This is a genomic window from Puia sp., assembly GCF_035546395.1.
In the GTDB taxonomy this organism is placed as follows: Bacteria; Bacteroidota; Bacteroidia; order Chitinophagales; family Chitinophagaceae; genus Puia.
The window spans coordinates 214,215-240,557 of record NZ_DASZXR010000002.1; the positions used below are offsets into that span (position 1 = coordinate 214,215).

Below are 26,343 nucleotides of genomic sequence, written 5' to 3' on the forward strand. Positions count from 1 at the left end.
TTATGAACTTCCACCAAGCAAAGAACTGCTTATTGTATCCTCTTGCCTGGACTTTTCTCCTACTGCTATTTACCGGCACACTCTCTGCCCAACAACAGCAACAAACCGCACATCCCGTCAAAGGTAAGATCACCGACGACAGCGGCCAGCCGGTCCCCGGCGCCAGCATCATGATCAAAGGTTCCCGCACCGCCGTCACCGCGGATGCCAATGGCGAATTCTCCATCCAGGCCCGTAACAAAGACGTGCTCGTCGTCTCCTATGTCGGGTTCCAGGACAAAGAAGTTTCCATCGGCGCCGGCACAACTTTGAACATCACCGTCGTTAAGAATGATAGATCGATGGATGATGTCGTCGTCATCGGTTATGGAACGCAAAGACGCCATGACGTCACCGCAGCCGTTGCTACCATGGACACCAAGACCATTCAGGAACGCCCGATCACCCGCATCGACCAGGCCATGATCGGCCAGATGCCCGGCGTACAGGTTCGTCAGCAGACCGGCATGCCCGGTTCCGGCTTCACTATCCTCGTCCGCGGCGCCGGTTCGATCAGCGCCGGCACCGAGCCGCTTTATGTCATCGACGGATTTCCCCTCGACATCAACGGCCAGAACGCCAATGGCGGATTCTCCGTCACGGGTGTTTCCTCCAATAACAATCCCCTCAACAACCTCAATCCTGATGATATCGAAAGCATCCAGGTACTGAAGGATGCGGCCGCAGGCGCGATCTATGGCTCCCGCGCCGCCAACGGCGTCGTTCTCATCACCACCAAACGCGGCCAGATCGGCAAAACCCGGCTAGCCATTAACGGCAACGCCGGCATCAGCCAGGCAGCCAAGCGGCTGGATGTGCTCTCCCCGCAGGAATGGATCAACATGGCCACCGAACGGGAGAACTATAATTGGGTCCACAGCGCCGCCTCCGGCCGCACCGCCGACCAGACCCTCGATCAACGCCGCACCATCCTCGGCGGCGCACCGAACTCCTTCAACCCTGCCTATATGTGGGATCCCCGCTGGTATCAGCCCGGCCATCCCGGCATCGAATACGTCAATTGGCAGGATTCGGCCTTCCGCACCGCCCCCTTCCAGAACTATGAGGTTTCCGCCGGCGGTGGCACCGAGAGCGTCCGCTACTTCGTCTCGGGGAACTATCTCAACCAACAGGGCGTCCTGCTCAACACGGGCTACACCAACTACAGCGTCCGCGCCAATCTCGAAACTACCATCGCCAAAAAACTCAAGCTCGGTTTCAATATCGCGCCCTCGTATTCCGTCACCCAGGCGCCAAGCGCGGAAGGAAAGGACAACCAGTTAATGCACCTCTACAATATGGTACCCGTCGTCGAAGACAGCGCCCGCATGAACACCGGCGCCGGCAAGAACAACGTATACACCTGGGGCAGCAGCAGCGTAAGCCCCATAGCCTATCTGGCACACGTCATCGCACCGGTGAAGACTACCCGCAACCTCTATACGTTGTATGGCGAATACCAGATCCTCAACGGCCTCGTCGCCCGCAGTACCTTCAACTACGACCAGATGAGCCAGAACGCGAAGAGCTATATCTCCGATTTCGTGGCCGGTACCATCGCCGATCGCCTCAACGCCCCCGGTAAGGATGCCTCCGGTTCCTATAGCGGCTTCACCAAACAGAACTACGTCAATGAGAATACCCTCAACTTCATAAAAACCATCCACGAAGACCATACCATCGATGCCATCGCCGGGGTCTCCTACAACTATGTCCATCTCGAAGCCTTCCAGATAAAAACAGCCGGCGGCTTTGCCAACGATCTCGTCAATACCCTCAACAACGCCATCGCCAACAGCGGCGGCGTCACCTGGACGGGCACCAGCACCGAAAGCAACAACGCCCTCTTTTCCTATTATGGCCGCCTCCAATACAGCTACCAGGGAAAATACCTGCTCTCCGGCTCCTTCCGCCGCGACGGCTCCTCCCGCTTCGGCTCGGCCAACAAGTACGGTACCTTCCCATCCGTTTCGGCCGGTTGGGTCGTATCCCAGGAGAAATTTATGCAACCGATCGATTTTATCAACAACCTGAAGTTGCGCTTCAGCTGGGGCAAATCGGGGAATAACAACATCGGCGACTACGGCGCCATTCCCACCCTCACCAGCGGCACCATCAGCAATGTAGTGTATGGCAACTACAGCTTCGGCGGTAACACTCCCGCCGCCGCTACCGGCCAGGTACCAAACGGCCTGCCAAACCCCAACCTGCAATGGGAAACCTCCAACACCTATGACGCCGGCCTCGACGCCACGATCTGGAAGAACAGGATCAATATCATCTTCGACGTCTATCAAAAAAAGAATACCAATCTCCTGCTCCAGGTTCCCACGGTAGCCGCATCGGGGGCGACGTCCATGCTCCAGAACATCGGCTCCGTCCAGAACCGCGGTCTCGAAATGGGCGTCGGCGCCACGATCTACCGCTCGCGCGAATTCACGTGGTCGGCCAACGGCAACATCGCCTTCAACCAGAATAAAGTGCTTGACCTCGGCGGGGAAACCAACCTCATCAACGTTCCCAATGCCTTCGGCGCCGGCAACCCGCCCTTCATCCTGCAGGTAGGCCAACCGATGTACGAGTTCTTTGCCATAAAGAATATCGGCATCCTGACCCCGGCGGATATGAGCGATCCCAAAGTGGCGAAACTGCCGAAACAAGTCGCCGGCGACGAAAAATACCTCGACGCCCATCCAGACGGCATCATCGACGCCAACGACCGGGTCCATGCGGGCCAGCCCACACCGAAATATACCTGGGGCCTCACCAACACCTTCCGCTATAAGACATTCGATCTGAGTGTCCAGATGTACGGCCAGCACGGCGGGTCGATCATCTCCTATATCGCCCGCGCCATCGACAACCCCGCCAACGGCCTTAACACCACCCTCGGCGTCTGGCGCAACCGCTTCGTCGACTCCCGGCAGAACTACAACGCGCCCCGTGGCAGGATCGGCTACGCCTACACCATCCCTTACACCACCACGGATTGGATCTACTCCACCGACTTCTGGCGCATTCAGAATATCACCCTGGGGTACAATCTCAAGAGTATGATCAAGTCCGGCGCCTTCAGCAGCGCCCGCGTATACGCCTCCCTCTTCAACTGGTTCGGCCGGGACAAGTACAAAGGCGGCGTCAACCCCGAAGCGCAAAATACCAACCTGACAAACGCCACTTATCCGTTGCCAGGGGACTACGGCGCCATGCCGCTCAACAAATCGGCCGTCCTTGGAATCAATTTTGTTTTTTAACCTCTTATGCAAAATCTAATGAAAACAAACATATATACCATAGCAGGAAGCCTGGCGCTGAGCCTCGCCGTCTTCGGCCTGGCCTGTACCAAACAGCTTAACCAGCAACCCCCCTCCAGCGTCACTACCGCACAATTTTATAGCAACACCAACGACTTCACGCAAGCCGTCACCGGCGCCTATAACCAGCTCCGCGCCTATCCCGACCAGGTACTTTGGATGGGCGAGATGCGCTCGGATAATATCTACGCGACATCCGACGGCAACCGCGATTGGCAGGGCATCCGCAATTTCTCCCCAAACCTGACGAACGTCGGTTTTATCACTTCCGCCTGGGACAACAACTTCAACGGCATCTACAATACCAACAGCGTCCTCGACAACCTGAAGACAAAAGGCCAGAACGTGACCGACCCCAACCTCCGTAGCCGTTTTGCGGCCGAATGCCATTTTCTCCGCGCCTTTTATTATTTCCAGTTGGTGCGGCTCTATGGCGAGGTGCCCATCATCGATCATACCATCACGGCTGCCCAGGCGGCAAAGATCAAACGCAGCGCCGTCAAGGACGTTTATGACTTCATTATTTCCGATCTCACCACGGCCATCGATAGCCTGCCCGCCGGCTATACCGGCGCCAACATCGGCCGGGCCACAAAATGGGCCGCTAAAGGATTGCTGGGCCTCGTCTATCTGACCCGGTCGGGCCCCGCCTACACCGGCGTCGACGGGCCCACCCTGGGCACCAACGAATGGAGCCAGGCCATGGCCCAGTTCAACGACATCATCGGTAGCAACCAGTTCACGTTCGGGCCCAGCTATCCGAACATCTTCTCCTATACGAACGAGAACAACCCCGAAGTGATCTTCGACGTGCAGTTCGCGTCAAGCACCAACGGCGCCGACTACCCCAGTCAACTGACAAACCTCAGCTTTTGGAACGGCACCGGCCTCGCCGGAACATTCGGCAACGGCTACGGCACCGTCTCCTACGACGTCTCCAAAAACCTTCGGGCCTCCTACGCTAACAGCATGGGCGCGGCCACCGACGTCCGCGACACCTTCAACATTTTTTGGAAGTATCCCATCGATACCAAAAGCCCGCCCACGATGGACACGGCAAATCCCTTTATCAAAAAATATATCAACGTCGCCAAACACGGCGTCGATCTCCGGGACTGGCCCATCAATTTCATCGTAATGCGCTACACGGACGTGCTGATGATGAAGGCGGAGTGTATCCTCCATGGCGCCCCCGGCGCCCAGTCCACCGTGGATAGCATCGTCAACCTGGTAAGGAAACGCGCCGGTATCGCCACGGTCTCCAACGTCGACCTGCCCACTCTCATGGAAGAAAGACGCCGCGAATTTCTCGGCGAGGGTATTCGCTGGAACGACCTCGTGCGCGAAGGCATGGCCGTAACCACGATGAACAACTGGATCACCGCCGATGCGCAGTCTAACTCCATCAGCAACGTCATCCCCGCCTTCGTGATCTATCCGGTTCCCCAGGCGGAGATCCTGGCCGCCCCCGGCTTGTATACACAAAACCCCGGATACCAATGATGGACCACAGGTCCTTCGGCCGAAGGCCAATTATTAATGCTTCACAAACGGATGCGCTTGCGCATCGTAGAAAACAGGTCCTAATATGAAATTATGTTCCATCATCCTCGCACTATTCCTCCTCCACCTGGCTGCGCTTGCGCAGCCCCTGGAAGAAACCGGCCCAAAAAAACCGATGCCCGATGAATGGATCGACAAAGACACCCATCACAAAGTCGTCCGTCTGTCAAGAAAAGAAGGCAACAACCTCAGCTTCTATTTTCACAACAACCCCTTCCTCGGCGACAAGATGATCTTCACCTCCACCGACAGCTCGGGGAAGCATCTTTACACCGTCGATCTGAAGACCCTCGCCCTCCACCGCGTCAGCGAGAACGGCAGCAGCGCGGAGATCGTCGGCCGCCATACCAAAAGCGTCTACTGGCAACGCCACGACAGCGTCTACAACACCGGCATCGAAGACGGAAGGACCCGCCTGGTCTTCGTTTTTCCCTCCGGCTTCAAAGGCAGCATCACCACCCTCAACGCCGACGAGACCCTGCTGGCCGGCGGCTGGGCCAGCGACGAACAAAAGGAAATCTCCCGCAAATACCCCGAGAAACACGATTTCTTCAATCGCATCTTCGACGCCCATCTGCCCAATAAGCTCTTTACCATCGATTTGAAGACCGGCCGGCTAAAGGTCATCCACGGCGAGAATACCTGGCTCGGCCATATCCAGTTCAGCCCGACCGATCCCGATCTGCTGATGTTCTGTCACGAAGGGCCCTGGCAAAAGGTGGACCGCATCTGGACCATCCGGATGAAGTCCGGCGAGGTCCGGCTGATGCACAAACGCACCGTGGAGAACGAGATCGCCGGTCACGAATTCTTCAGCCCCGACGGCAAGACGATCTACTTCGACTGGCAGATCCCCAAGGGACACGCCTTCTACCTCGGCGCGGTCGACGTCGCCACCGGCACGGAGAAAAAATACGCCATGACCCGTGATGAATGGTCGATCCATTTCAACGTCGACTCCGACCAGAAGCTCTTCTGCGGCGACGGCGGGGACCCCGGCCAGGTCGCCCATGCGACGGACGGCCGCTGGATCTACCTCTTCCGCCCCGACGGCGATCGTCTCGTTGCCGAACGCCTGGTCAACATGAAAGATCAATATTATAAGCTCGAACCAAACGTGCATTTTTCCCCGGATAATAAATGGGTCATTTTCCGGGCTAACTTTGAAGGGAAGGAAGAGGTCTATGCAGTGGAATGCAAAAAATCATAAACCATTCGTCCCATGCAGCGCTCAGTCCGCCTTATTTTCATCTTGATCCTGCCCCTTACCCTCCGCGCCCAGCTTCAGTGGCCCGCTATTACCGAACAGACAAAACCCTGGACCCGGTGGTGGTGGATGGGCAGCGCCGTCAACCCGCCGGACCTTACCGCCAATCTGCAAGAATACCATGACGCCGGGCTTGGCGGGCTCGAGCTCACGCCCATCTATGGCGTAAAAGGCTACGAGCGCCAGTTCGTCGACTACCTTTCGCCAAAATGGATGGACCTGTTTTCGTTCACCCTGCAGGAAACCAAACGCCTCGGCCTCGGACTCGATATGTCCACCGGGACGGGCTGGCCCTTCGGCGGCGGTCCGCTGATCGACTCGGCCTACGCCTGCCGCGAACTGTTCGTAACCACCTGGACCCTTCCCGGCGGCGGCGCCCTCCCCGACAGCATGACCATCGGCTACCGCCAGGAAGCCTATGTCCATACGGACGGCCGGGCCACCACCATCGATCAGTTGAAAGAACCCGTCTTCACCAACGACGACCTCCAGGCGCTCGCCCTCTTCCAGGTGCGCTTCCCCGACCCCGCACCCCTGCAGACCCTGATGGCCTATTCCTCCACCGGCACAATCCTCGACATCACCGATAAGGTCGATGCCACCGGCCATCTCCGCTGGACGGCCCCCGCCGGCGGTACCTGGACCCTCTATGGCCTCTTCCTGGGCTGGCACGGCAAGATGGTCGAACGCGCGGCGCCCGGCGCCGAAGGCAACGTCATCGATCATTTTTCGGCAAAGGCCCTCCGCAAATACCTTAGCCGTTTCGACACGGCCTTCACCGGTCACAACCTGTCCCCTCTGCGCAGCTTCTTCAACGATAGCTACGAAGTGGATGACTCCCGCGGCCAATCCAACTGGACGGCAGGTTTCCTCGCGGCCTTCCGACGCCTCCGCGGCTACGATCTCCGCCAACACCTGCCCGCCCTCTTCGGCCGCGACACAAAAGAGAACAACAGCCGGGTTCTCTGCGACTACCGCGAGACCATCTCCGATCTCCTCCTCGAACAGTTCACTCAACCCTGGCACGACTGGGCCCATTCCAAAGGCGCCCTCATCCGCAACCAGGCCCATGGATCGCCCGCCAATATCCTCGATCTCTATGCCGCCAGCGATATCCCCGAAACCGAAGGCCAGGATATCCTGCGCTATAAATTCGCCACCTCCGCCGCCCACGTCACCGGCAAACGCCTCGCCTCCGCCGAGACGGTTACCTGGCTCGACGAACATTTCCTCAGCACCTACAGCGACGTAAAAAAAGCCCTCGACGGATTCTTCCTCGGCGGGGTCAACCATGTCTTCTACCACGGTACCGCCTACACGCCGGTGAATGACCCCTTTCCCGGCTGGCTCTTCTATGCCTCCGTCCACTTTACGCCAAACGACCCCTCCTGGCCCGACTTCCCGACCCTGAATCGCTACGTCAGCCGCGTGCAGTCCTTCCTCCAACAAGGGTCCCCCGACAACGATGTTCTTCTCTACTTCCCCATCTACGACAGCTGGTCCGAACCCGGCAATGCGCTGTTGAAGCACTATGATCGGATGGACCCGGAGTTCACCAACACAGGTTTCAAAGAATGTGCGGAATACCTCCAGTCCCACGGGTATGGGTTCGACTACATATCCGACAAACAATTGCAACAAACCCTCCCCCCACAATACAAAACAATTCTCATCCCTGCCTGCCAATACATGCCGGCGCCAACTATCCAAAAACTTATTTCGCTTCAAAAGCAAGGCATCAACATCTTAGTTTACAAACATTCCCCCACCAGCGCCCCCGGCCTCAATCCCCCTACCTACCCACATTTCTCCTTTCCCGTCAGCGCCGATCTCTCTTCCCTGTTAAAGAACACGGCCCGCGAAACCCTTGTCGATGACAGCCTCGCCTGCATCCGCCGCAATTACGGCAACGGCAAGGTCTATTTTATCGTCAACAAAAGCTTGAAACCCTTTTCCGGCTTTGTCCCCCTAAATACGAATTTCACCGCCGCCGGCATCTTCGATCCGATGACCGGCGAAAAGGGCCTGGCAAAAACAAACGATCACTCCGTCTATCTGCAACTTCGTCCCGGCGAGACCTGTCTCGTCGAAACCAACGTCGCTCCCCGGGGCCCGCTCTTCGCGTACTACAGTCCTTCAGGTTCATCCATCTCCATAGCCGTTCCCCACCACGAACCGTTCGTAGACTCCATGAAGTATACCCTCGCCTTCGATCGCCCCACCGCTGACGCCGCTGCCTGGCTGCTCGATCTGGGCAAAGTCGTCCGCAACGCCGAGGTCAGCCTCAACGGTCAACCCCTGGCAACACTGATCGGCCCCGAATACCGCATCACGATCCCCGCGGAGCGCCTCAAGGCCCGGAATACCCTCGCAATCACCGTCAGAGGCGGCATGGTCAACCACATCATAGAAATGGATCGCCGACACATTCCCTGGAAGAAATTTTATAACACCAACTTCCCCGCTCATGACCGGGCCAACCGCGGCGCCGACGGTCTCTTCGATGCCTCCAAATGGACACCCATCGAAGAAGGCCTGTTGGGGCCAATCACCCTTACACCCCTAAAAAATAGCGACCTCGATTGGATCACCAAAGTCGGCGCGCGCAGCGCGCCGCCGATCACCACGATCACCGAAGTAAAGGGCGCCGACAACACAGGACAAACCCTGTCCACCCAATCCATCCAATCCACCATCGACCGGGTAGCCGCCAACGGCGGCGGCACCGTTACCTTCGCCCCCGGCAAATACCTCACCGGATCGATATTCATAAAAGCCGGCGTCACCCTGAACATCGCAAAGGATGTCGAGCTGATCGGCAGCGAGAATTTCGCCGACTATCCCGAGATCGACACCCGCATCGCCGGAATAGAAATGCGCTGGCCCGCAGCCCTCATCAACATCATCGGCGTAAAAAAAGCCGCCCTCACCGGCGAAGGCGTCGTCAACGCCCGCGGCAAATTCTGTTGGGATAAATACTGGAACATGCGCAAGACCTATGACCCTAAAGGTCTCCGCTGGATCGTCGACTACGACGCCAAACGCGTCCGGACCCTGCTGGTCCAGAACTCGGAGGACATCACCATAAAAGGACTCAAATTCATCGACGCCGGATTCTGGACCGTCCAGCTACTCTACTCGAAATATGTGACCGTCGATGGCATCGTCGTCCGCAACAACGAGAACGGCCACGGCCCCAGCACCGATGGCGTAGACATCGACTCGTCCACCTGGGTGTTGGTGCAAAATTGTGACATCGACTGCAACGACGACGACTTTTGTCTAAAGGCCGGCCGCGACTGGGACGGACTTCGTGTCAATCGCCCCACGGAATACGTGGTCATCCGCCATTGCACGGCCCGAAAGGGTGGGGGCCTCCTCACCATCGGCAGCGAGACCTCCGGCGGCATCCGCCACGTCCTCGCCACCGACCTCACGGCAAAAGGCACAGGCAACGGCTTTCATATCAAGTCGGCAACCACTCGTGGGGGAACAGTGGAAGATATTCACGTCCGCAACATCCACATGGACAGCGTCGGCAACGCGATCCTCTTCACGATGAACTGGAACCCGGCCTATAGCTATTCCACCCTTCCGCCCGGCTACAACCCCGACTCCATCCCCACCCATTGGAAAACGATGCTGCACAAGGTCGAACCCGCGGAGAAGGGCACGCCCCATTTCAGGGACATCGAAATATCGAACATCGTGGTCGGCAGCGCAAAAAAGGCCATCTCCGCTACCGGTCTGGAACAGTCCCTCATCACCGGCGTCCATATCGACACCGGCTCGATCAATGCGGTCACAGCCGGCGAGATCAGCTTCGCAAAAGACTGGAAGATCGAAAAGCTCGACATCCACACAAAGGATGGCTCAACCCTCCAAATAAAAAATACCGAACTATGACCAGGCTGGCCTTTCTTCTCCTATTTGCGATCTTTGCACAGCAAAGTCGCCCAACGCTCTACATCATCGGCGACTCCACCGTAAAGAACGGCAAAGGCAAGGGCGACGGCAGCCTTTGGGGCTGGGGCAGCTTCCTCGACGAATCCTTCGACACGACAAAGATCGCCGTTCGCAACTACGCCCTCGGCGGCCGCAGCAGCCGCACCTTTGTCACCGAAGGACACTGGGACATCGTCCTGGAACAACTCAAACCGGGCGACTACGTCATCATGCAATTCGGTCATAACGATGGCGGCCCCCTCGACGATACCGCCCGGGCCCGCGGCACGATCAAAGGCATCGGCGAAGATAGCAGCAACATCTACAACCCGATAAGGAAAGTCAACGAAACCGTTCATACCTATGGCTGGTATATGCGCAAATACGTCGCCGACATAAAGGCAAAAGGCGCCATCCCGATCATCTGCAGCCCTATCCCCCGCAATATGTTCAAGGATAACAAGGTCCTCCGCGCCGGCGCCGACTACGGCGGCTGGGCCCGGCAAACCGCGCAATCCACCGGCGCGTACTTCATCGATCTCAACGCCATCATCGCCGATCAATACGACCAGCTCGGACCCGGCAAAGTGAAGGATTTCTTCCCCGGCGATCATACCCATACCAATGAAGCCGGCGCAAAATTAAACGCCAACGCCGTCGTCACCGGCCTGCTCCAACAAAAAGGACTCCCGCTGGCAAAATATCTCCGTTGATGCACATAATGCCGCTCATATTATTTCTGATCCTCTCCTCCATCGACACCCCGATCGATCGTCACGCACTCGTCTCCCGCCACAACCCCATCAACACAAAAGCCGACTCTCTCGGCGCCCTTTCCGTCGGCAACGGCCACTTCGCCTTCACCGTCGACATCACCGGCCTGCAATCCTTTCCCGAAGAGTATGACAAAGGCATCCCCGTCGGCACCGAGTCCGAATGGGGCTGGCACAGCTTTCCCAATACCGGCAACTATGAATTCAGCCAAACCCTCCAATCCTACAACGTTCATGGTAAAGAAGTCACCTATAGCGTCCAGGGAAAAAACAAAGCCATCGACTATTTCCGCGAGAACCCCCACCGCCTCCAGCTCGGTAATATCGGCCTGGAATTAAAAAAACAAGACAGCACCCCCGCCAAACTCACAGACATCAAAGACATCCACCAGGAACTCATCCTATACACCGGTGAGATAAAAAGTCATTTCACGCTGGAAGGCATACCCGTCGACGTCTCCACCGTCGCCGACCCAAACACCGATGCTATCGCCGTAAACATCATCTCGCCCCTCCTCCAACAACACCGCATCCAGATTCGCCTCCGCTTTCCCTGTCCAACCAACGACTTCACCGACAACGGTGACAACTGGACGCATCCCGAAGCCCACATCAGCACCGTTATAAACTCATCAGGCACTCGAACTCTTATCAAACACCAACTGGACACAACACGCTATTACGTTCAGACAACCTATAGCAACGCAACCTGTACCCAAACCCAACCACATTATTTCCTGTTCGACCCTGCTCCAAAAGACAGTTTCTCCTTCGTCGCCCTCTTTACCCCATCCGCCCCATACCAGCCGCAAGGCTGGTCACAGGTGGAAGCCGCCTCCGCCCGCTTCTGGCAACACTATTGGCAAACCGCCGCCGCCGTCGACTTCTCCGGCAGCACCGACGCCCGCGCCCCCGAATTCGAACGCCGCATCGTCCTATCGCAATACCTGCTCCGCATCCAGGACGCGGCAAACACTCCCCCGCAGGAAACGGGCCTCACCTACAACAGCTGGTACGGCCGCCCCCATCTCGAAATGCACTGGTGGCATGAAGCCCAGTTTGCTCTCTGGAACCAACCCGAACTCCTCGAACACTCTCTCGACTGGTATTTCAAAGCCGCCGATAGCGCAAAAGCGCTCGCCAATCGCCAGGGATACAAAGGCTATCGCTGGCAAAAGATGACCGACCCGGGAGGACACGAAGGCCCAAGCTCCGTCGGCGCCTTCCTCATCTGGCAACAACCGCATTTCATCCATCTCGCTGAACTCGCCTGGCGCGCGGCAAGCGACAAAGCAGCGGTAACAAGAAAATACGCCCCCCTCGTCGACGCAACAGCGGAATTCATGGCCTCTTACACCTGGTACGACAGTACAACACATCACTACACCCTCGGCCCCGAACTCATCCCCGCCCAGGAACGCTTTAAAGCGGACAGCACCATCAACCCCATCTTCGAACTCGCCTACTGGCGCTGGGCGCTGCAAACCGCGCAGCAATGGCGCATCCGTCGAAATCAAAAGCCCGATCCCCACTGGCAGATCGTAATCGATAACCTCGCCACCCTCCCACAGCACGACAGCCTCTACTACCCCACGGAAACCGCCACCGACGCCTACACCAACCCCCGCTACCGCGGCGACCACCCCGTCGTCCTCGCCACTTATGGCTTTCTCCCCAAAACAGAAGGCCTCGATACCCTGAGAATGCACAAAACCTTCGACTGGGTCCTGCACAACTGGGACTGGACATCCACCTGGGGCTGGGACTATCCCCTCGTCGCCATGACCGCCACCCGCCTCGGCCTGCCCGAACAAGCCATCGACGCATTACTCATGCCGGTCCAAAAGAATACGTACCTTCCAAATGGTCATAACTACCAGGACGACCGCCTCCGGCTCTATCTGCCCGGTAACGGCGGCCTCCTCACAGCTGTCGCGCTGATGTGCGCAGGCTACGATGGGTGCACAACCCCGAACCCCGGCATCCCGAAAAATGGAAAATGGAAAGTAAAATGGGAGGGCCTGCGACCCCTTCCCTAAAATAAAACACGATGCAACAAAGATCATTTCTCCTCCTCTTCCTGATCACCGCGGCAGCGTCAGCTGCCGCGCAATCCGCGAAACTTATGGAACCGGCGCAACAAGACGTCTTGAAAGCCATGCGCCTCGCCAACACCTACTTCATGCAAAAATGGCCCGACCCGGGCACCCCAATCGTCACGAACATAGCAAGACCGAGCCATATCTGGACCCGCGCCGTCTACTACGAAGGCCTCATGGCCCTCCATTCCATCGATCCCAAAAAAGAATACCTCGACTACGCCATCGACTGGGGGAACAAACACCACTGGACCCCCCGCAACGGGATAAAAGACCGCGACGCCGACGACCAGTGCGCCGGCCAGACCTGGATCGATCTGTACAATTTGGATCCGCAACCCCAACGCATCGACTCCATAAAGGCCACCATGGACAACCTCGTCCACAGCGACAAGGCCGATGACTGGCACTGGATCGACGCGATCCAGATGGCCATGCCCGTCTTCACCCGCCTCGGAGTCCTCTATCATGACACTTCCTATTTCCGGAAGATGTACGATCTCTATCATTATACAAAGACGGTCCACGGCGCCAACGGCCTCTATAACGCACAGGAACATCTCTGGTGGCGCGACAAGGATTTCGTTCCCCCCTACAAGGAACCCAACGGCCGGAATTGCTACTGGAGCCGCGGCAACGGCTGGGTCCTCGCCGCCCTGGTCCGCGTATTAAGCATCCTTCCGCTCAACGATCCCCACCGCGCCGAATACCTGCAGGACTATAAAGACATGATCGGCGCCATCGTTCCGCTTCAACGCGCCGACGGGTATTGGAACTGCAGCCTCCACGACAGCACCCACTTCGGCGGCAGGGAACTCACCGGCACCGCCCTCTTCACATACGGCCTGGCCTGGGGAATAAGACAAGGTTATCTCGACAAGAAGCAATACTATCCCGTCGTCGCCAAAGCCTGGCTCGCCATGGTCGGGAATTCCCTCCATCCCAACGGCATGCTCGGCTGGGTCCAGGGCACCGGCAAGGAGCCGAAAGATGGACAACCCGTCACCTATGACAAGATCCCCGACTTCGAAGACTATGGCCTCGGCTGCTTCCTCCTCGCCGGCAGCGAAGTGTATCAGATATGCAACCCGCCGGCCGCAAATATGGACCCGTCGAAAGTACCACCCTACGAAGAGCCGAAAGTAAACCTGACCACCGTCAAAGACTGGGAATCAAACCAACGCCCGGCGCTCCTGCAGGAATTCGCCAAAAACGTCTACGGCCGCATGCCCGAAAAAAAGTATTCGCTCACCACAAAAGAGGATCGCCCGGGCGAGATCACCCTTCGCTACCAACCCGGCGACACCGCCGGCATCCACATGCTCCTCTTCCTCCCCAAAAACGCCAAAGGCCCCGTCCCCGTCTTCGTCGGTTACAGCTTCACGCCCAACGCCCAAACCGAAACCTCGTCCCAATGGCCAATACAAGAGATCCTCAAACGTGGCTTCGCCGTAGCCGTCGCCTGGTACTGGGACGTAGAACCCGACCGCGCCGACGGCTGGCAAACAGGCATCCGCACCCGCCTGGCAACACCCCTCGATATCCAACCCTGGGAATGGAGCGCCATGGGCGCATGGGCCTGGGGCCTCAGCCGCATGGTCGACTACCTGCAAACAGTCAAAGGAATAAACCCCAAACAACTCATCGTCATTGGCCACTCCCGCCTCGGCAAAGCCGCCCTCTGGGCCGCCGCAAATGACAGACGATTCGCCATGGCGATCTCCAATGAATCCGGCGAAGGCGGCGCCGCCCTCGGCAAACGCGACTACGGCGAGACCATCGCCATCATCAACGACAAATTCCCCTGGTGGTTCGGCGCAAACTACAAACAGTTCGGCAGCGACCCCGCCGCCATGCCAACCGATCAATTCCAACTCCTGTCGCTGATCGCCCCCCGCCCCCTCTATGTCGCCAGCGCCATCGGCGACCAATGGTCGGACCCCCAGGGCGAATTCCTCAGCGCACAACTCGCCGATCCCGTATACCATCTCTACAAAAAGAAAGGTCTCGAAACCGCCGAAATGCCCGCACTGGAGCATCCCGTCGGGGAGACCATTCGCTATCATATCCGCAACGGTAAGCACGACCTCACGCTATACGACTGGCAGGAGTACATGAACTTCGCCGATAAGCAATTGGTGCATCATTCGTCACAATAAAAGAGAAACCCGGCCTTTATCGCAAGGATCTGATTCTCCTTCGAGACCCCATAGGTCAAAAACCGCCAAAGATTCCGGCTGTTGTCCAGGTTCCTGGTATTGGCCGCGGTAGCCGCGATCATGATTCCCCGATGCGGATAAAGATAACTTTGTATAGGGGTTTTATTCCTCGTTTTACCCTAAATTGCCTGGAAACAGGTTAAAATAACTTAATATTCGGATAACATAAGTGGTTGATTCTCCACCGAAAATAGTTTTCTTTGGGAGTCTGAGCCGCTGGAGGCGGATCGACCGGAGGTCAGAAATTAAACAAACGATAGCATGTCAAAAAACAAGTACTTACTTCCATTCATCCTCATTTGCACCCTTTTTTTCATGTGGGCATTTCTCCATAACATCAATGGAATATTGATCCCCCAACTGAAAAAGGTCTGCCACCTGACCGACACCCAGTCCTCCCTTCCGGACCTGGCACTCTATCTGGCCTATTTCACCGCAGCTATCCCCGCCGGACTCTTCGCCCATCGCTTCGGCTATAAAAAAGGCATCATCTTCGGCCTCTTCCTCTTCGCCGCCGGCGCCCTGCTCTTTCTGCCCGCCGCCGATAGCCGCGACCTCCCCCTCTTCCTCCTGGCCATCTTCATCGCCGCCAGCGGAGCGGCCTTCCTCGAGACCATGGCCAACCCCTACGCAACGATCCTCGGCAAACCCGAAACTTCCGAACAACGTCTCAACCTGGCTCAATCCTTTAATGGCCTCGGCGCCGTCGTCGCCCCCTTCATCGGCACACATTTCATCCTGTCAGGTATCGAACATACCCAGGCCGAACTCGATGCCCTGAAAGCAAAAGGCCAGCTGGAAGCCTATCTTCAATTCGAAGCCGGTTCCTTCAAACCTGTTTACCTGATCATCGCCGTCCTCCTCGTCCTCCTCGCGATCCTTTTCATTCGCTCAAAACTTCCGGAAGTGACGGAAACCACCGAAGACGCGCATAGCACCTCGAAATTCTCCCTCAGTATCCTACGGTTCTCGCACGTCCGCTGGGCCGCCATCGGCGAATTCTTCTACGTCGGCGCACAGGCCGGCATCCTTGGCTTCTTCATCCGTTTCGCAAAACAAGCGGCCGATATCCCCGAAAAAGAGGCGGGCAACCTGCAGACGATCGCTATGGTCGGCTTCATGGCCGGGCGATTCCTCGGCACCTACTTCATGCGTTTTGTAAAACCCGCCCGTCTGCTTACCATCTACGCAGTGATCAACATTTGCCTGGTCGCCATCGCGCTGATGACCCACGGCCGCATTGCCGTCTATACCCTGATGCTGACGCCCTTCTTCATGTCCATCATGTTCCCGACCATCTTCGCCCTGGGCATCAAGGATCTCGGTGAAGAGACCAAACTGGCCTCCTCCTTCCTCGTGATGGCCATCATCGGCGGCGCCTTCACCCCCGTGATGATGGGGCTCATCTCCGATAAGACCGGAAGTATGCAAACCGCCTATATCATGCCCCTGATCTGTTTCCTCTTCATCCTCTATTTTGGAATAAAAGGATATAAGATCAAACCCATTAAAAAACCCCAACCCGCGCTCGCATGAGATACTGCCTCGCTCTCGACCTTCGATCCGACCCGGCCCTCATCGCCGAATATGAGAACTGGCACCGCGAGGTCTGGCCCGAAATAAAAGCTAGCATCCTGGACAGCGGGATCACGCAGATGGAAATTTACCGGCTGGAGAACCGCCTCTTCATGATCATGGAGACAAACGCAACCTTCAGCTTCGAAAAGAAAACCGCCGCCGACGCCGCCAACCCCGCCGTCGAAAAATGGGAACACCTTATGTGGAAATACCAGCTCGCAATACCCGGCGGCCGCCCCGGCGAAAAATGGCGGCTCATGAACAAAATATTTGAATTGAAATAATGATGTTTAGTTTAACAGGGAAACACGCAGTCGTAACAGGGGCAGGCAGTGGCATCGGCAAAGCCGTCGCCATCCTGCTGGCAAAGCAAGGCGCCACCGTGTATGTGGCCGATATCAACGAAGACCAGGCAAACGAAACGGTACGGGAAATCGGCAGCAAAGTCACAGCGCTCATCGCCGACCTCTCAGACCAACAACAGACAAACAAGATCTTCGCCAGCCTCCCAAAACTCGATATCCTCGTCAACAGCGCCGGCGTATCCCACATCGGCACCGCCGAATCCACCGAAGAAGCCGATATGGATCGCCTCTACAAAGTCAACATAAAAGGGGTCTACAACTGTCTCCACGCGGCCATCCCGCTGCTGAAGAACAACGGCGGCGGCGTCATCATCAACATGTGCTCCATCGCCGCCACCATCGGCATCCCCGACCGCTTCGCCTATTCGATGACAAAAGGCGCGGTCTACTCGATGACCCTCTCCGTGGCAAAAGACTACCTCAAAGACAAGATCCGCTGTAACTGTATCTCCCCCGCCCGTGTCCACACTCCGTTCGTCGACGGTTTCCTGAAAAAGAACTACCCGGGGAAAGAACAGGAGATGTTTGAAAAATTATCAAAGACCCAACCCATCGGCCGCATGGCAAAACCCGAAGAGATCGCCGCACTGATCCTCTATCTTTGCAGCGACGAAGCCTCGTTTATCACCGGCACGGATTATCCTATCGACGGTGGGTTCATAAAACTAAATAACTAGCAGTATGTTTCTCATCAGACACGGTCAGCTCAATAACGAAAAGCCCGGCATCATCCTTGACGGAAAGCAATACGACGCCGGCGCCTTTGGCGAAGACTATAACGAACGGTTCTTCGCCACCGACGGCCTCAGAAGACTGAAAACGTTCATAGATCAAAACAAAGGCAAGCTCCCCGAGCTTCCCAAAGACGCCCGACTCGGCTCGCCCATCGCCCGGCCCTCGAAGATTGTCTGCATCGGCCTCAACTATATCGACCATGCCAGGGAGACAAACGCAACCCCGCCGCCCGAGCCGGTCATCTTCATGAAGTCTACCACCGCCCTCGTCGGTCCCAACGATGACATCGTTATTCCCCGCAACAGCAGAAAAACGGACTGGGAAGTCGAGCTCGCTCTCGTCATCGGCAAAAAAGCCAGCTACGTGGAAGAAGGCGAAGCTTTGCAGTATGTGGCGGGTTACTGCCTGCACAACGATGTTTCTGAACGCGAATTCCAGATCGAACGCAGCGGCACCTGGGACAAAGGCAAAGGCTGTGACACCTTCGCTCCCATGGGCCCCTGGCTCGCGACCTCGGACGAGATCGCCGACCCGCACAAGCTCCGCCTCTGGCTCACCGTCAATGGCAAAAAGATGCAGGATGGCAACACCTCGAATTTCATCTTCAACATCCCCTTCCTCGTCGCCTATACCAGCCAGTTCATGACCCTGCTGCCCGGCGACGTCATTTCCACCGGGACACCGGCCGGGGTAGGACTCGGTATGAAGCCGAACGTCTACCTCCAGCCCGGGGACATCGTCGAACTGGGGATCGACCACCTGGGCCAGGCCCGGCAAAACGTAAAAGCGTATGTCGCCCGTTAAACCACAAACCATCGACGCCCACCAGCATTTCTGGCGGTTCGATCCCAACCGGGATACCTGGATCACCGACGAAATGCACAAGATCCGGCGCGACTTCCTGCCTTCTGACCTGCACCCCATCCTGCAGGCTAACGGGATCGATGGCTGCATCGCCGTCCAGGCCGATCAATCAATCGACGAAACCGATTTCCTGCTGGATCTGGCCAATCAAAACGATTTCATCAAAGGCGTAGTAGGCTGGATCGATCTTCAATCGCCAAGCCACGAAGAAACACTTTCACAATACAAAAAATACCCAAAACTAAAAGGGTTCCGTCACGTGCTACAAGGTGAAACCGATCGAGCCCTCATGCTCAAACCTGGATTCAAGCGTGGCGTAGCCGCGCTTGGCAAACACAACTACACCTACGATATTTTAATATATCCCGACCAGCTCGGCTACACAAAGGACTTCGTGGCCGCCTTCCCTGACCAACCCTTCGTCCTCGACCACATCGCGAAGCCCCATATCAAACACCGCTACATCACCGACGAATGGAAGGACGCCATCCGCGCCGTAGCCGCTTTCCCCAACCTCTATTGCAAGATCTCCGGTATGGTCACCGAAGCCGACTGGTTTGCATGGAAGCCCGAACACTTTAAAGTCTATATCGATACCATAGTGGAAGCCTTCGGAACAAACAGAATAATGTATGGCTCCGACTGGCCGGTCTGTTTGGTAGCCGCAAGCTATGATCAGGTAATTGGAATAGTCCGCGATTATTTCGCCCAATTTTCAAAAGACGAGCAAGCCGCCTTCTTCGGCGGCAATGCCGTAAAATTTTATAATTTATGAACCTCGAATTAAAAGATAAGGTGATCATCGTCTCCGGCGGCGCAAAAGGCATCGGCGAAGGCATCGTAAAAGTCCTCGCCGCAGAAGGCGCGATCCCCTTTATCGTCGGCCGCAATGAGAAAGATAACAAAGCAACCATCGCGGCGGTTGAAGCCGCCGGCGGCAAAGCATACCAGACGGTCGCCGAACTCACCGACCCAAAAGCCAGCGAGCAGGCAGTAAAAACAGTGCTCGATACCTTCGGCCGCATCGACGGCCTCGTCAACAACGCCGGCGTCAATGATGGAGTAGGACTCGAGAACGGCAACTATGAGGCTTTTGTAGCCTCGCTCCACAAAAACCTTGTTCACTATTATCTGCTGGCCCACCACGCCCTGCTCGCACTAAAGGCCTCCAAAGGCGCCATCGTCAATATCGGCTCGAAAACAGCCGAGACCGGCCAGGGCGGCACCAGCGCCTACGCCGCGGCAAACGGCGGCCGCAGCGCCCTCACCCGCGAATGGGCCGTGGAACTGCTCAAATACGGTATCCGCGTCAACGCCATCATCGTCGCCGAATGCTGGACGCCGCTGTATGAAAAATGGATCCAAACCCTGCCCAACCCCCAGGAAAAACTCAAATCCATAGTCAAAAATATCCCGCTGGAAAATCGAATGACCACTGCAGAAGAGATCGCCAACATGACGGCCTTCCTCTTATCCAAATGTTCCAGCCACACCACCGGTCAGCTCATTCACGTCGACGGCGGCTATGTCCATTTAGACCGTGCGTTAGCAGGCGCTGACAAAGTCGGCGCGTCCGAAGCCTGAGCCGACACAGTCGGCGCGTCCGAAGGACAAACATTAGCGCTTCACAAACGGTCCGCCAAAGGCGGACAACAAGAAAGGAAAATGAAGATATTAGTCTGCATAGAACCAGGTCACTTCGAATACCGCGAAGCCGACGCCCCACTCGCCCGCCCGGGCGAGTCGATAATAAAAATTAAACGCATCGGCATCTGCGGCACCGACCTTCACGCCTTCGAAGGCACCCAGCCGTATTTTGAATACCCCCGCATCCTCGGCCATGAACTCGCGGGCGACCTCGTCGACCTGGATCAGGCCCCCGGCTTCCAACCCGGCGAAGCCGTCACCATCATCCCATATTTCAACTGCGGCAAATGCATCGCCTGCCGCACCGGCAAGCCCAACTGCTGCACAACCATAAAAGTGGCCGGCGTCCACATCGACGGCGGCATGGTCGAGTACCTCAGCGTCCCGAGCAACGCGCTCGTCCACGGCAACGGCCTCTCCCACCATCAGCTCGCCCTCATCGAACCCCTCGCCATCGGCGCACACGCTGTCCGCCGCGCAGCGATCCAAAAAAATGAATTCGTCCTCGTAATAGGCGCCGGCCCCATCGGCCTCGGCGCCATGGAGTCCGCCCGCATCGCCGGCGGCGAAGTCATCGCCATGGACATCAACGACGACCGCCTCAAATTCTGCCGCGAAAAACTACAGATCCTCCACACGGTAAATCCGTCAACCAATGCAGTAGACCAAATAAGGCACATCACCCGCGGCGACATGCCCACCGTCGTCATCGACGCCACCGGCAACCGCAAGGCGATCAACGACGGCTTCCAGTACATGGCCCACGGTGCCCGCTATGTCCTCGTAGGTCTGCAAAAAGGAACCATCGAATTCAGCCATCCCGAATTTCACAAACGCGAAGGCACCCTGATGAGCAGCCGCAACGCGACAAGAGAAGACTTCGAAAAGGTCATCGCCTTCATGAAGCAAGGCCTCATCGATCCCACTACCTATATCACCCATCGGATACCCTTTGACCAGCTGAAAGATGGATTCAAAAGCCTGCTGGACCCCGCAAACGGCGTCATAAAAGCAATGGTTGAACTATGATGAACAACAAAAAGATATTATCGGTCGGCGAGCTCCTGCTCCGCATCTGCCCGGGCGGCGACTGGCTGGAAACCAACAGCCTCCCCTTCTACGTCGGCGGCGCGGAAGCGAACGTGGCCACCGCCCTCGCCCTCTGGGGTCTCCCCTCGGCCTATTTTACCGCCCTTCCCGACAACGCGATGAGCCGCGAGCTGGCCCGGTACCTCGAAGAAAAGACCATCGAGACCAGCCGTATCCTCTACCGCGGCGAACGCATCGGCATCTACTACCTGCCAAAAGGAAAGGACCTCAAGAACGCCGGCGTCATCTACGACCGCGCCCACTCCTCCTTCGCGTCGCTGAAACCCGGCTCCATCGACTGGGACACCGTCCTGGAGGACATCGGCTGGCTGCACTTCAGCGCGATCTCCCCGGCGCTGAACAAGAACGCCGCCACGGTCTGCACAGAAATGTTAGAAGCCGCAAGCACAAAGAACATCACGATCTCCCTCGACCTGAACTACCGCGCCAAACTCTGGCAATACGGCGCTGCCCCAACGGAGATCATGCCCGCCCTCGCCGATCACTGCGACCTCATCATGGGCAACCTCTGGGCCGCCGAAAAAATGCTCGGCATCCCCGTCGACCAAAGCCTCGTCGGCACCGACACAAAAAAGGACTACCTCCGGCACGCCTGGCTGACCAGCGAACAGATCATGGAGAACTTCCCAAAAGTGAAGTACGTAGCCAATACCTTCCGTTTCGACAGCGGCGAAAAAGGCATCCGCTACTTCACCACGCTCTATAACAATAAAACTCTGTATACAAGCAAGGAGTACCTCTCGGAAAAAATCCTCGATAAAGTAGGGAGTGGAGATTGCTTCATGGCCGGTCTCATCTATGGACTGAGCCAAAACCACGCGAACCAGGACACCCTCGAATACGCGACGGCCGCCGCATATCAAAAATTATTCATCCCGAGCGATGCGACCCACCAGCGCCCGGAAGAGATCAAACAATTCATGACAACGTATGAACGATAAAAAAGTCATCTTACAAAGCATCCTCGCCCAGGGTATCCTCCCGCTGTTCTACTGGGAAAGCCCCTCGGTCTGCCTCGAAGTCATCCGCACCCTCTATCGCGCCGGCGTCCGCGCCGTGGAATATACCAACCGCGGCGCCGCAGCCCTTGACAATTTCACCATGTTGAAGAAGACGCTCACAAAAGAGTCCCCCGACCTCTATCTCGGCATCGGCACGATCAAGTCCCGGACAGAGGCCGAAGCCTTCATCGCCGCCGGCGCCGATTTCATCGTAGCGCCCATCATCAACCCGGAAGTGGGGGAGATCGCCGCAAAAGCCGGCCTCCTCTGGATACCCGGCTGCATGACACCCAGCGAGATATACAAAGCCCAGGAACACAAGGCCGCCGTCATCAAGATCTTCCCCGCCAATATCCTCGGTCCCGAATTCGTCAGCTCCATAAAGGAGCTATTCCAGGGCCAGCTCTTCATCCCTACCGGCGGGGTGGAGATCGAAGAGAACAATATCCGCAGCTGGATCAAGGCCGGCGTCTGCGCTGTAGGTCTTGGCAGCCGCCTGATCAGCAAAGAGATACTCCTGAACGAAAACTACGAGCTTCTATACGAAAAAACTATGGTAGCCCTCACGATCGCGCGAAGCGTCCGAAATGAGACGAAGTCTCATTCATAAGATATAAGCGGAATTGAGGCAAAAAATTTCATTTTTCCAATTTTTTGCCGAAAATCAAAAAGAAACAGCAAAATGAACCTCAACAGAGAAAACCTAAAGCACATCACCGCAAAAGCCGTCACAAAACCCGCCGATGCGATCTTTTCCCTCCCGGAAAAAGTGCTCCAGTTCGGCACCGGCGTCCTGCTGCGCGGCCTGCCCGACTACTTCATCGATAAAGCCAACCGCCAGGGGCTCTTCAACGGCCGCATCGTCGTCGTCAAATCCACCGATGGCGGTGACGCCGGCGCCTTCGACCGCCAGGACAGCCTCTATACGCTCTGCGTACGCGGCATCGAAGAAGGAAAAAAGGTGGAAGAAAATATCATCTGCTCGGCGATCAGCCGCGTCCTTTCGGCCCGCGACCAATGGCAGGAAATAGTAAAACTCGCCCACAGCCCCGAAATGCAGATCATCATCTCCAATACCACCGAAGTGGGTATCCAGTTGGTAGATGACGATATCCGCCGCAACCCGCCCGTCTCCTTCCCCGGCAAACTCCTCGCCTTTTTATACCAACGCTGGAAAGCTTTTAACGGCAGCCCCGAAAGCGGCATGATCGTCATCCCCACCGAGCTGATCGTCGACAATGGAAAGAAGCTAAAAGGCATCGTAAAGGAACTGGCCCAGATGGGCCAGCTGGAAGCGGATTTCGTGGTCTGGATGGATAACCACTGCTCCTTCTGCAGCTCGCTGGTCGACCGCATCGTCCCCGGCAAGCCCGACGCAGCCACCCTCAAACAATTGGAGCACGATCTGGGTTATACAGATGGACTCCTCTCCATCTCCGAGGTATACCGCCTCTGGGCGATCGAAGGCGACGAAAAAGTGCGCAAGATCCTCTCATTCGCAAATGCCGACGCTGGCGTCATCATCGAACCCGACATCGAGGTCTATCGCGAGCTGAAGCTCCGGCTCCTCAACGGCACCCATACGCTCAGTTGCGGCCTGGCCTTCCTCGCCGGCTTCGATACGGTAAAGAACGCCATGGACGACCCCTCCTTCGCTACCTTTGTCGCCGATCTCATGCTGAAGGAAATAGCCCCGGCAATCCCCTATGACCTTCCCCTGCAGGAAGCCCGCGATTTCGGACTCCGCGTCCTCGACCGCTTCCGCAATCCGCACCTGCAACACCAATGGATCAGCATCACCATGCAATACACTTCCAAGCTGAAAATGCGCGTGATCCCGGTCCTGCTACGCCATTACGAGAAACATCACTTCCCACCGGCTCATATGGCGCTCGGTTTCGCAGCATATATCTTATTCATGCGCGCCCAGCCGCCCCACCCGGTAAACGATGACAAAGCCGGCTATTTTGCCGATCTCTGGCACAAATACCCCGCCCCCGAAGTGGCGACCATTACCCTAAAAGACAGATCCCTCTGGGGCGCCGACCTCTCCCAGCTGAAAGGCTTCGAAGGCTCCGTCCGCCTCTATCTCGACGACCTCATCGCCAAAGGCCCCGTAGCAACCTTAGCCCAACTTACTTCAAAAGTAATATTATGAGCACGCAAACGATACTGAAAGTCCACCCCGCCGACAACGTCCTCGTCGCCCTGACCAATCTCCCAAAAGACACGAAAGTATCCTATGAAGGAGAAGAATACACCCTCCGGGAGAACGTAAAAGCAAAACATAAATTCGCCACCGTCGACCTGGATCCCGGTGACAGCATCACGATGTACGGCGTTCTCGTCGGTAAGGCGCAACAAACCATAAAGAAAGGCGGCCTCATCAGCACCACCAACGTCAAACACGCCGCCAGCGATTTCAACATCGGCGACCGCCATACCGAATGGCTGAAACCCGACACGTCAAAATTCAGCGGCCGTACCTTCAACGGCTACCACCGCGCCGACGGCAGCGTCGGCACGGCTAACTATTGGGTCGTCATCCCCATGGTCTTTTGTGAGAACCGCAACCTCGACGTCCTCCAGCAAGCCCTCGTCGCCGACCTCGGCTATGGCCGTAACCGCACCTACCAGCTGCAATCCCAACAGCTGGTAAGTCTCTACAAATCGGGCAAGTCGGTCGAGGACATCCTCTCCACCGATCTGCAGGCCGACTACCAAAGCAATAACAACCAACGCCTCTTCCCCAACGTCGACGGCATCAAATTCCTCAACCACGACGGCGGTTGCGGCGGCACGCGCCAGGACGCCCAGGCTCTCTGCGGCCTCCTCGCCGGCTATATCACCCATCCCAACGTCGCCGGCGCCACCGTGCTCAGCCTCGGCTGCCAGAACGCACAGGTCAGCATGCTGGAAGAAGAGATAAAGAAACGCTCCCCCGAATTCTCGAAGCCGATGTATATCCTCGAGCAGCAGAAGATCGGTACCGAATCGGCCTTCCTTTCCGAGGCCATAAAGCAAACCTTCGCAGGACTCATCCTCGCGAACCGGCAGCAACGTAAGCCCGCGCCGCTCAGCAAGCTCTGCATCGGCCTCGAATGCGGCGGCTCCGACGGCTTCTCCGGCATCTCCGCCAACCCCGCCATCGGCTACACCTCCGACTTGCTGGTCGCCCTCGGCGGCTCGGTGATACTGTCCGAATTTCCCGAACTCTGCGGCGTCGAGCAAAATCTCAGCGACCGTTGCATAGACGTCCCGACAGCCGAACGCTTCTCTCACCTGATGCGCACCTACAACGACCGCGCAAAAGCCGTCGGCTCCGGCTTCGACATGAACCCCTCGCCGGGGAATATCCGCGACGGCCTGATCACCGACGCCATCAAATCGGCAGGCGCAGCAAAGAAAGGCGGCACCTCACCCGTCACCGCCGTCCTCGACTACCCCGAGAAAGTGACGAGGCCCGGTCTCAACCTCCTCTGCACCCCCGGCAACGACGTGGAATCCACCACGGCCGAAGTGGCCGCGGGCGCCAATATCGTCCTGTTCACCACCGGGCTCGGCACACCCACCGGCAACCCGGTGACCCCCGTCGTCAAGATCGCGACGAACACCCCCCTCTTCGAGCGGATGAGCGATATCATGGACATCAATACGGGAACGATAATAGAAGGGACCGAAACGATAAAACAGGCCGGCGAACGCATCCTCGATTACGTCATCGGCGTGGCCAGTGGCGAGACCCAGGTTGCGGCCGTCCGCCACGTCCAGGACGACTTTATCCCCTGGAAACGCGGAGTGTCGCTGTAAATACAAGCCGGGCC

Annotated in this window: 18 protein-coding genes; all 18 read left to right on the top strand. The window is 57.1% G+C overall.

The features are described from left to right. Nucleotides 1-2 precede the first annotated feature (2 nt). The 18 genes from VHE34_RS02020 (at nucleotide 3) to VHE34_RS02105 (ending at nucleotide 26,329) form a co-directional block, all read left to right on the top strand. Entirely contained in the window at nucleotides 3-3,293 is a 3,291-nt protein-coding gene (locus VHE34_RS02020) for a TonB-dependent receptor (RefSeq protein ID WP_325584037.1), read from the top strand. An 18-nt stretch (nucleotides 3,294-3,311) separates the two neighbouring features. Continuing rightward, nucleotides 3,312-4,856, top strand: coding sequence for a RagB/SusD family nutrient uptake outer membrane protein (locus VHE34_RS02025; RefSeq protein WP_325584040.1), 1,545 nt, complete (start codon nucleotides 3,312-3,314; stop codon nucleotides 4,854-4,856). Between the two features lie 85 nt (nucleotides 4,857-4,941). Continuing rightward, nucleotides 4,942-6,126 carry an oligogalacturonate lyase family protein gene (locus tag VHE34_RS02030; RefSeq protein ID WP_325584042.1) on the top strand — a complete coding sequence of 395 codons (1,185 nt, stop codon included), beginning with the start codon at nucleotides 4,942-4,944 and terminating at the stop codon, nucleotides 6,124-6,126. Between the two features lie 12 nt (nucleotides 6,127-6,138). Further along, nucleotides 6,139-10,089 (top strand): glycosyl hydrolase, encoded by a 3,951-nt coding sequence (locus VHE34_RS02035; protein WP_325584044.1) that lies wholly within the window; start codon nucleotides 6,139-6,141, stop codon nucleotides 10,087-10,089. Further along, the gene (locus VHE34_RS02040) at nucleotides 10,086-10,841 is read left to right on the top strand and encodes a rhamnogalacturonan acetylesterase (protein ID WP_325584046.1); all 756 of its coding nucleotides are present in this window, start codon (nucleotides 10,086-10,088) and stop codon (nucleotides 10,839-10,841) included. Before VHE34_RS02035 ends, VHE34_RS02040 begins: the two co-directional genes overlap by 4 nt. 8 nt (nucleotides 10,842-10,849) lie before the next feature. Next, a complete protein-coding gene (locus tag VHE34_RS02045) occupies nucleotides 10,850-12,940 on the top strand; it encodes a hypothetical protein (protein WP_325584048.1) in 2,091 nt (696 codons plus the stop codon). 11 nt (nucleotides 12,941-12,951) lie between these two features. Further along, nucleotides 12,952-15,159: a glycoside hydrolase family 88 protein gene (locus tag VHE34_RS02050; protein WP_325584050.1), complete on the top strand. Its 2,208-nt coding sequence runs from the start codon at nucleotides 12,952-12,954 to the stop codon at nucleotides 15,157-15,159. Nucleotides 15,160-15,480: 321 nt separating this feature from the next. Beyond that, nucleotides 15,481-16,755 carry an L-fucose:H+ symporter permease gene (fucP, locus tag VHE34_RS02055; protein ID WP_325584052.1) on the top strand — a complete coding sequence of 425 codons (1,275 nt, stop codon included), beginning with the start codon at nucleotides 15,481-15,483 and terminating at the stop codon, nucleotides 16,753-16,755. Further along, entirely contained in the window at nucleotides 16,752-17,081 is a 330-nt protein-coding gene (locus VHE34_RS02060; RefSeq protein ID WP_325584054.1) for an L-rhamnose mutarotase, read from the top strand. The genes fucP and VHE34_RS02060 overlap by 4 nt, the downstream gene beginning before the upstream one ends. Nucleotides 17,082-17,083: 2 nt before the next feature. After that, the gene (locus tag VHE34_RS02065; protein WP_414709846.1) at nucleotides 17,084-17,839 is read left to right on the top strand and encodes an SDR family NAD(P)-dependent oxidoreductase; all 756 of its coding nucleotides are present in this window, start codon (nucleotides 17,084-17,086) and stop codon (nucleotides 17,837-17,839) included. A gap of 4 nt (nucleotides 17,840-17,843) precedes the next feature. Next, nucleotides 17,844-18,701, top strand: a complete 858-nt coding sequence (locus VHE34_RS02070) for a fumarylacetoacetate hydrolase family protein (protein ID WP_325584058.1) — start codon at nucleotides 17,844-17,846, stop codon at nucleotides 18,699-18,701. Continuing rightward, a complete protein-coding gene (locus VHE34_RS02075; protein WP_325584060.1) occupies nucleotides 18,688-19,536 on the top strand; it encodes an amidohydrolase family protein in 849 nt (282 codons plus the stop codon). Before VHE34_RS02070 ends, VHE34_RS02075 begins: the two co-directional genes overlap by 14 nt. After that, complete coding sequence (locus tag VHE34_RS02080; RefSeq protein WP_325584062.1) at nucleotides 19,533-20,345, top strand: SDR family oxidoreductase; 813 nt, start codon at nucleotides 19,533-19,535, stop codon at nucleotides 20,343-20,345. The genes VHE34_RS02075 and VHE34_RS02080 overlap by 4 nt, the downstream gene beginning before the upstream one ends. Nucleotides 20,346-20,426: 81 nt before the next feature. Further along, entirely contained in the window at nucleotides 20,427-21,437 is a 1,011-nt protein-coding gene (locus VHE34_RS02085) for a zinc-binding alcohol dehydrogenase family protein (RefSeq protein WP_325584064.1), read from the top strand. Continuing rightward, on the top strand, nucleotides 21,434-22,459 hold the full coding sequence (locus VHE34_RS02090; RefSeq protein ID WP_325584065.1) for a sugar kinase: 1,026 nt from the start codon (nucleotides 21,434-21,436) through the stop codon (nucleotides 22,457-22,459). The genes VHE34_RS02085 and VHE34_RS02090 overlap by 4 nt, the downstream gene beginning before the upstream one ends. Continuing rightward, nucleotides 22,449-23,129 (top strand): bifunctional 4-hydroxy-2-oxoglutarate aldolase/2-dehydro-3-deoxy-phosphogluconate aldolase, encoded by a 681-nt coding sequence (locus VHE34_RS02095; RefSeq protein WP_325584067.1) that lies wholly within the window; start codon nucleotides 22,449-22,451, stop codon nucleotides 23,127-23,129. The genes VHE34_RS02090 and VHE34_RS02095 overlap by 11 nt, the downstream gene beginning before the upstream one ends. Before the next feature lie 72 nt (nucleotides 23,130-23,201). Further along, nucleotides 23,202-24,677, top strand: a complete 1,476-nt coding sequence (locus VHE34_RS02100; protein ID WP_325584069.1) for a tagaturonate reductase — start codon at nucleotides 23,202-23,204, stop codon at nucleotides 24,675-24,677. Continuing rightward, complete coding sequence (locus tag VHE34_RS02105) at nucleotides 24,674-26,329, top strand: altronate dehydratase family protein (protein WP_325584071.1); 1,656 nt, start codon at nucleotides 24,674-24,676, stop codon at nucleotides 26,327-26,329. The genes VHE34_RS02100 and VHE34_RS02105 overlap by 4 nt, the downstream gene beginning before the upstream one ends. Nucleotides 26,330-26,343 lie beyond the last annotated feature (14 nt).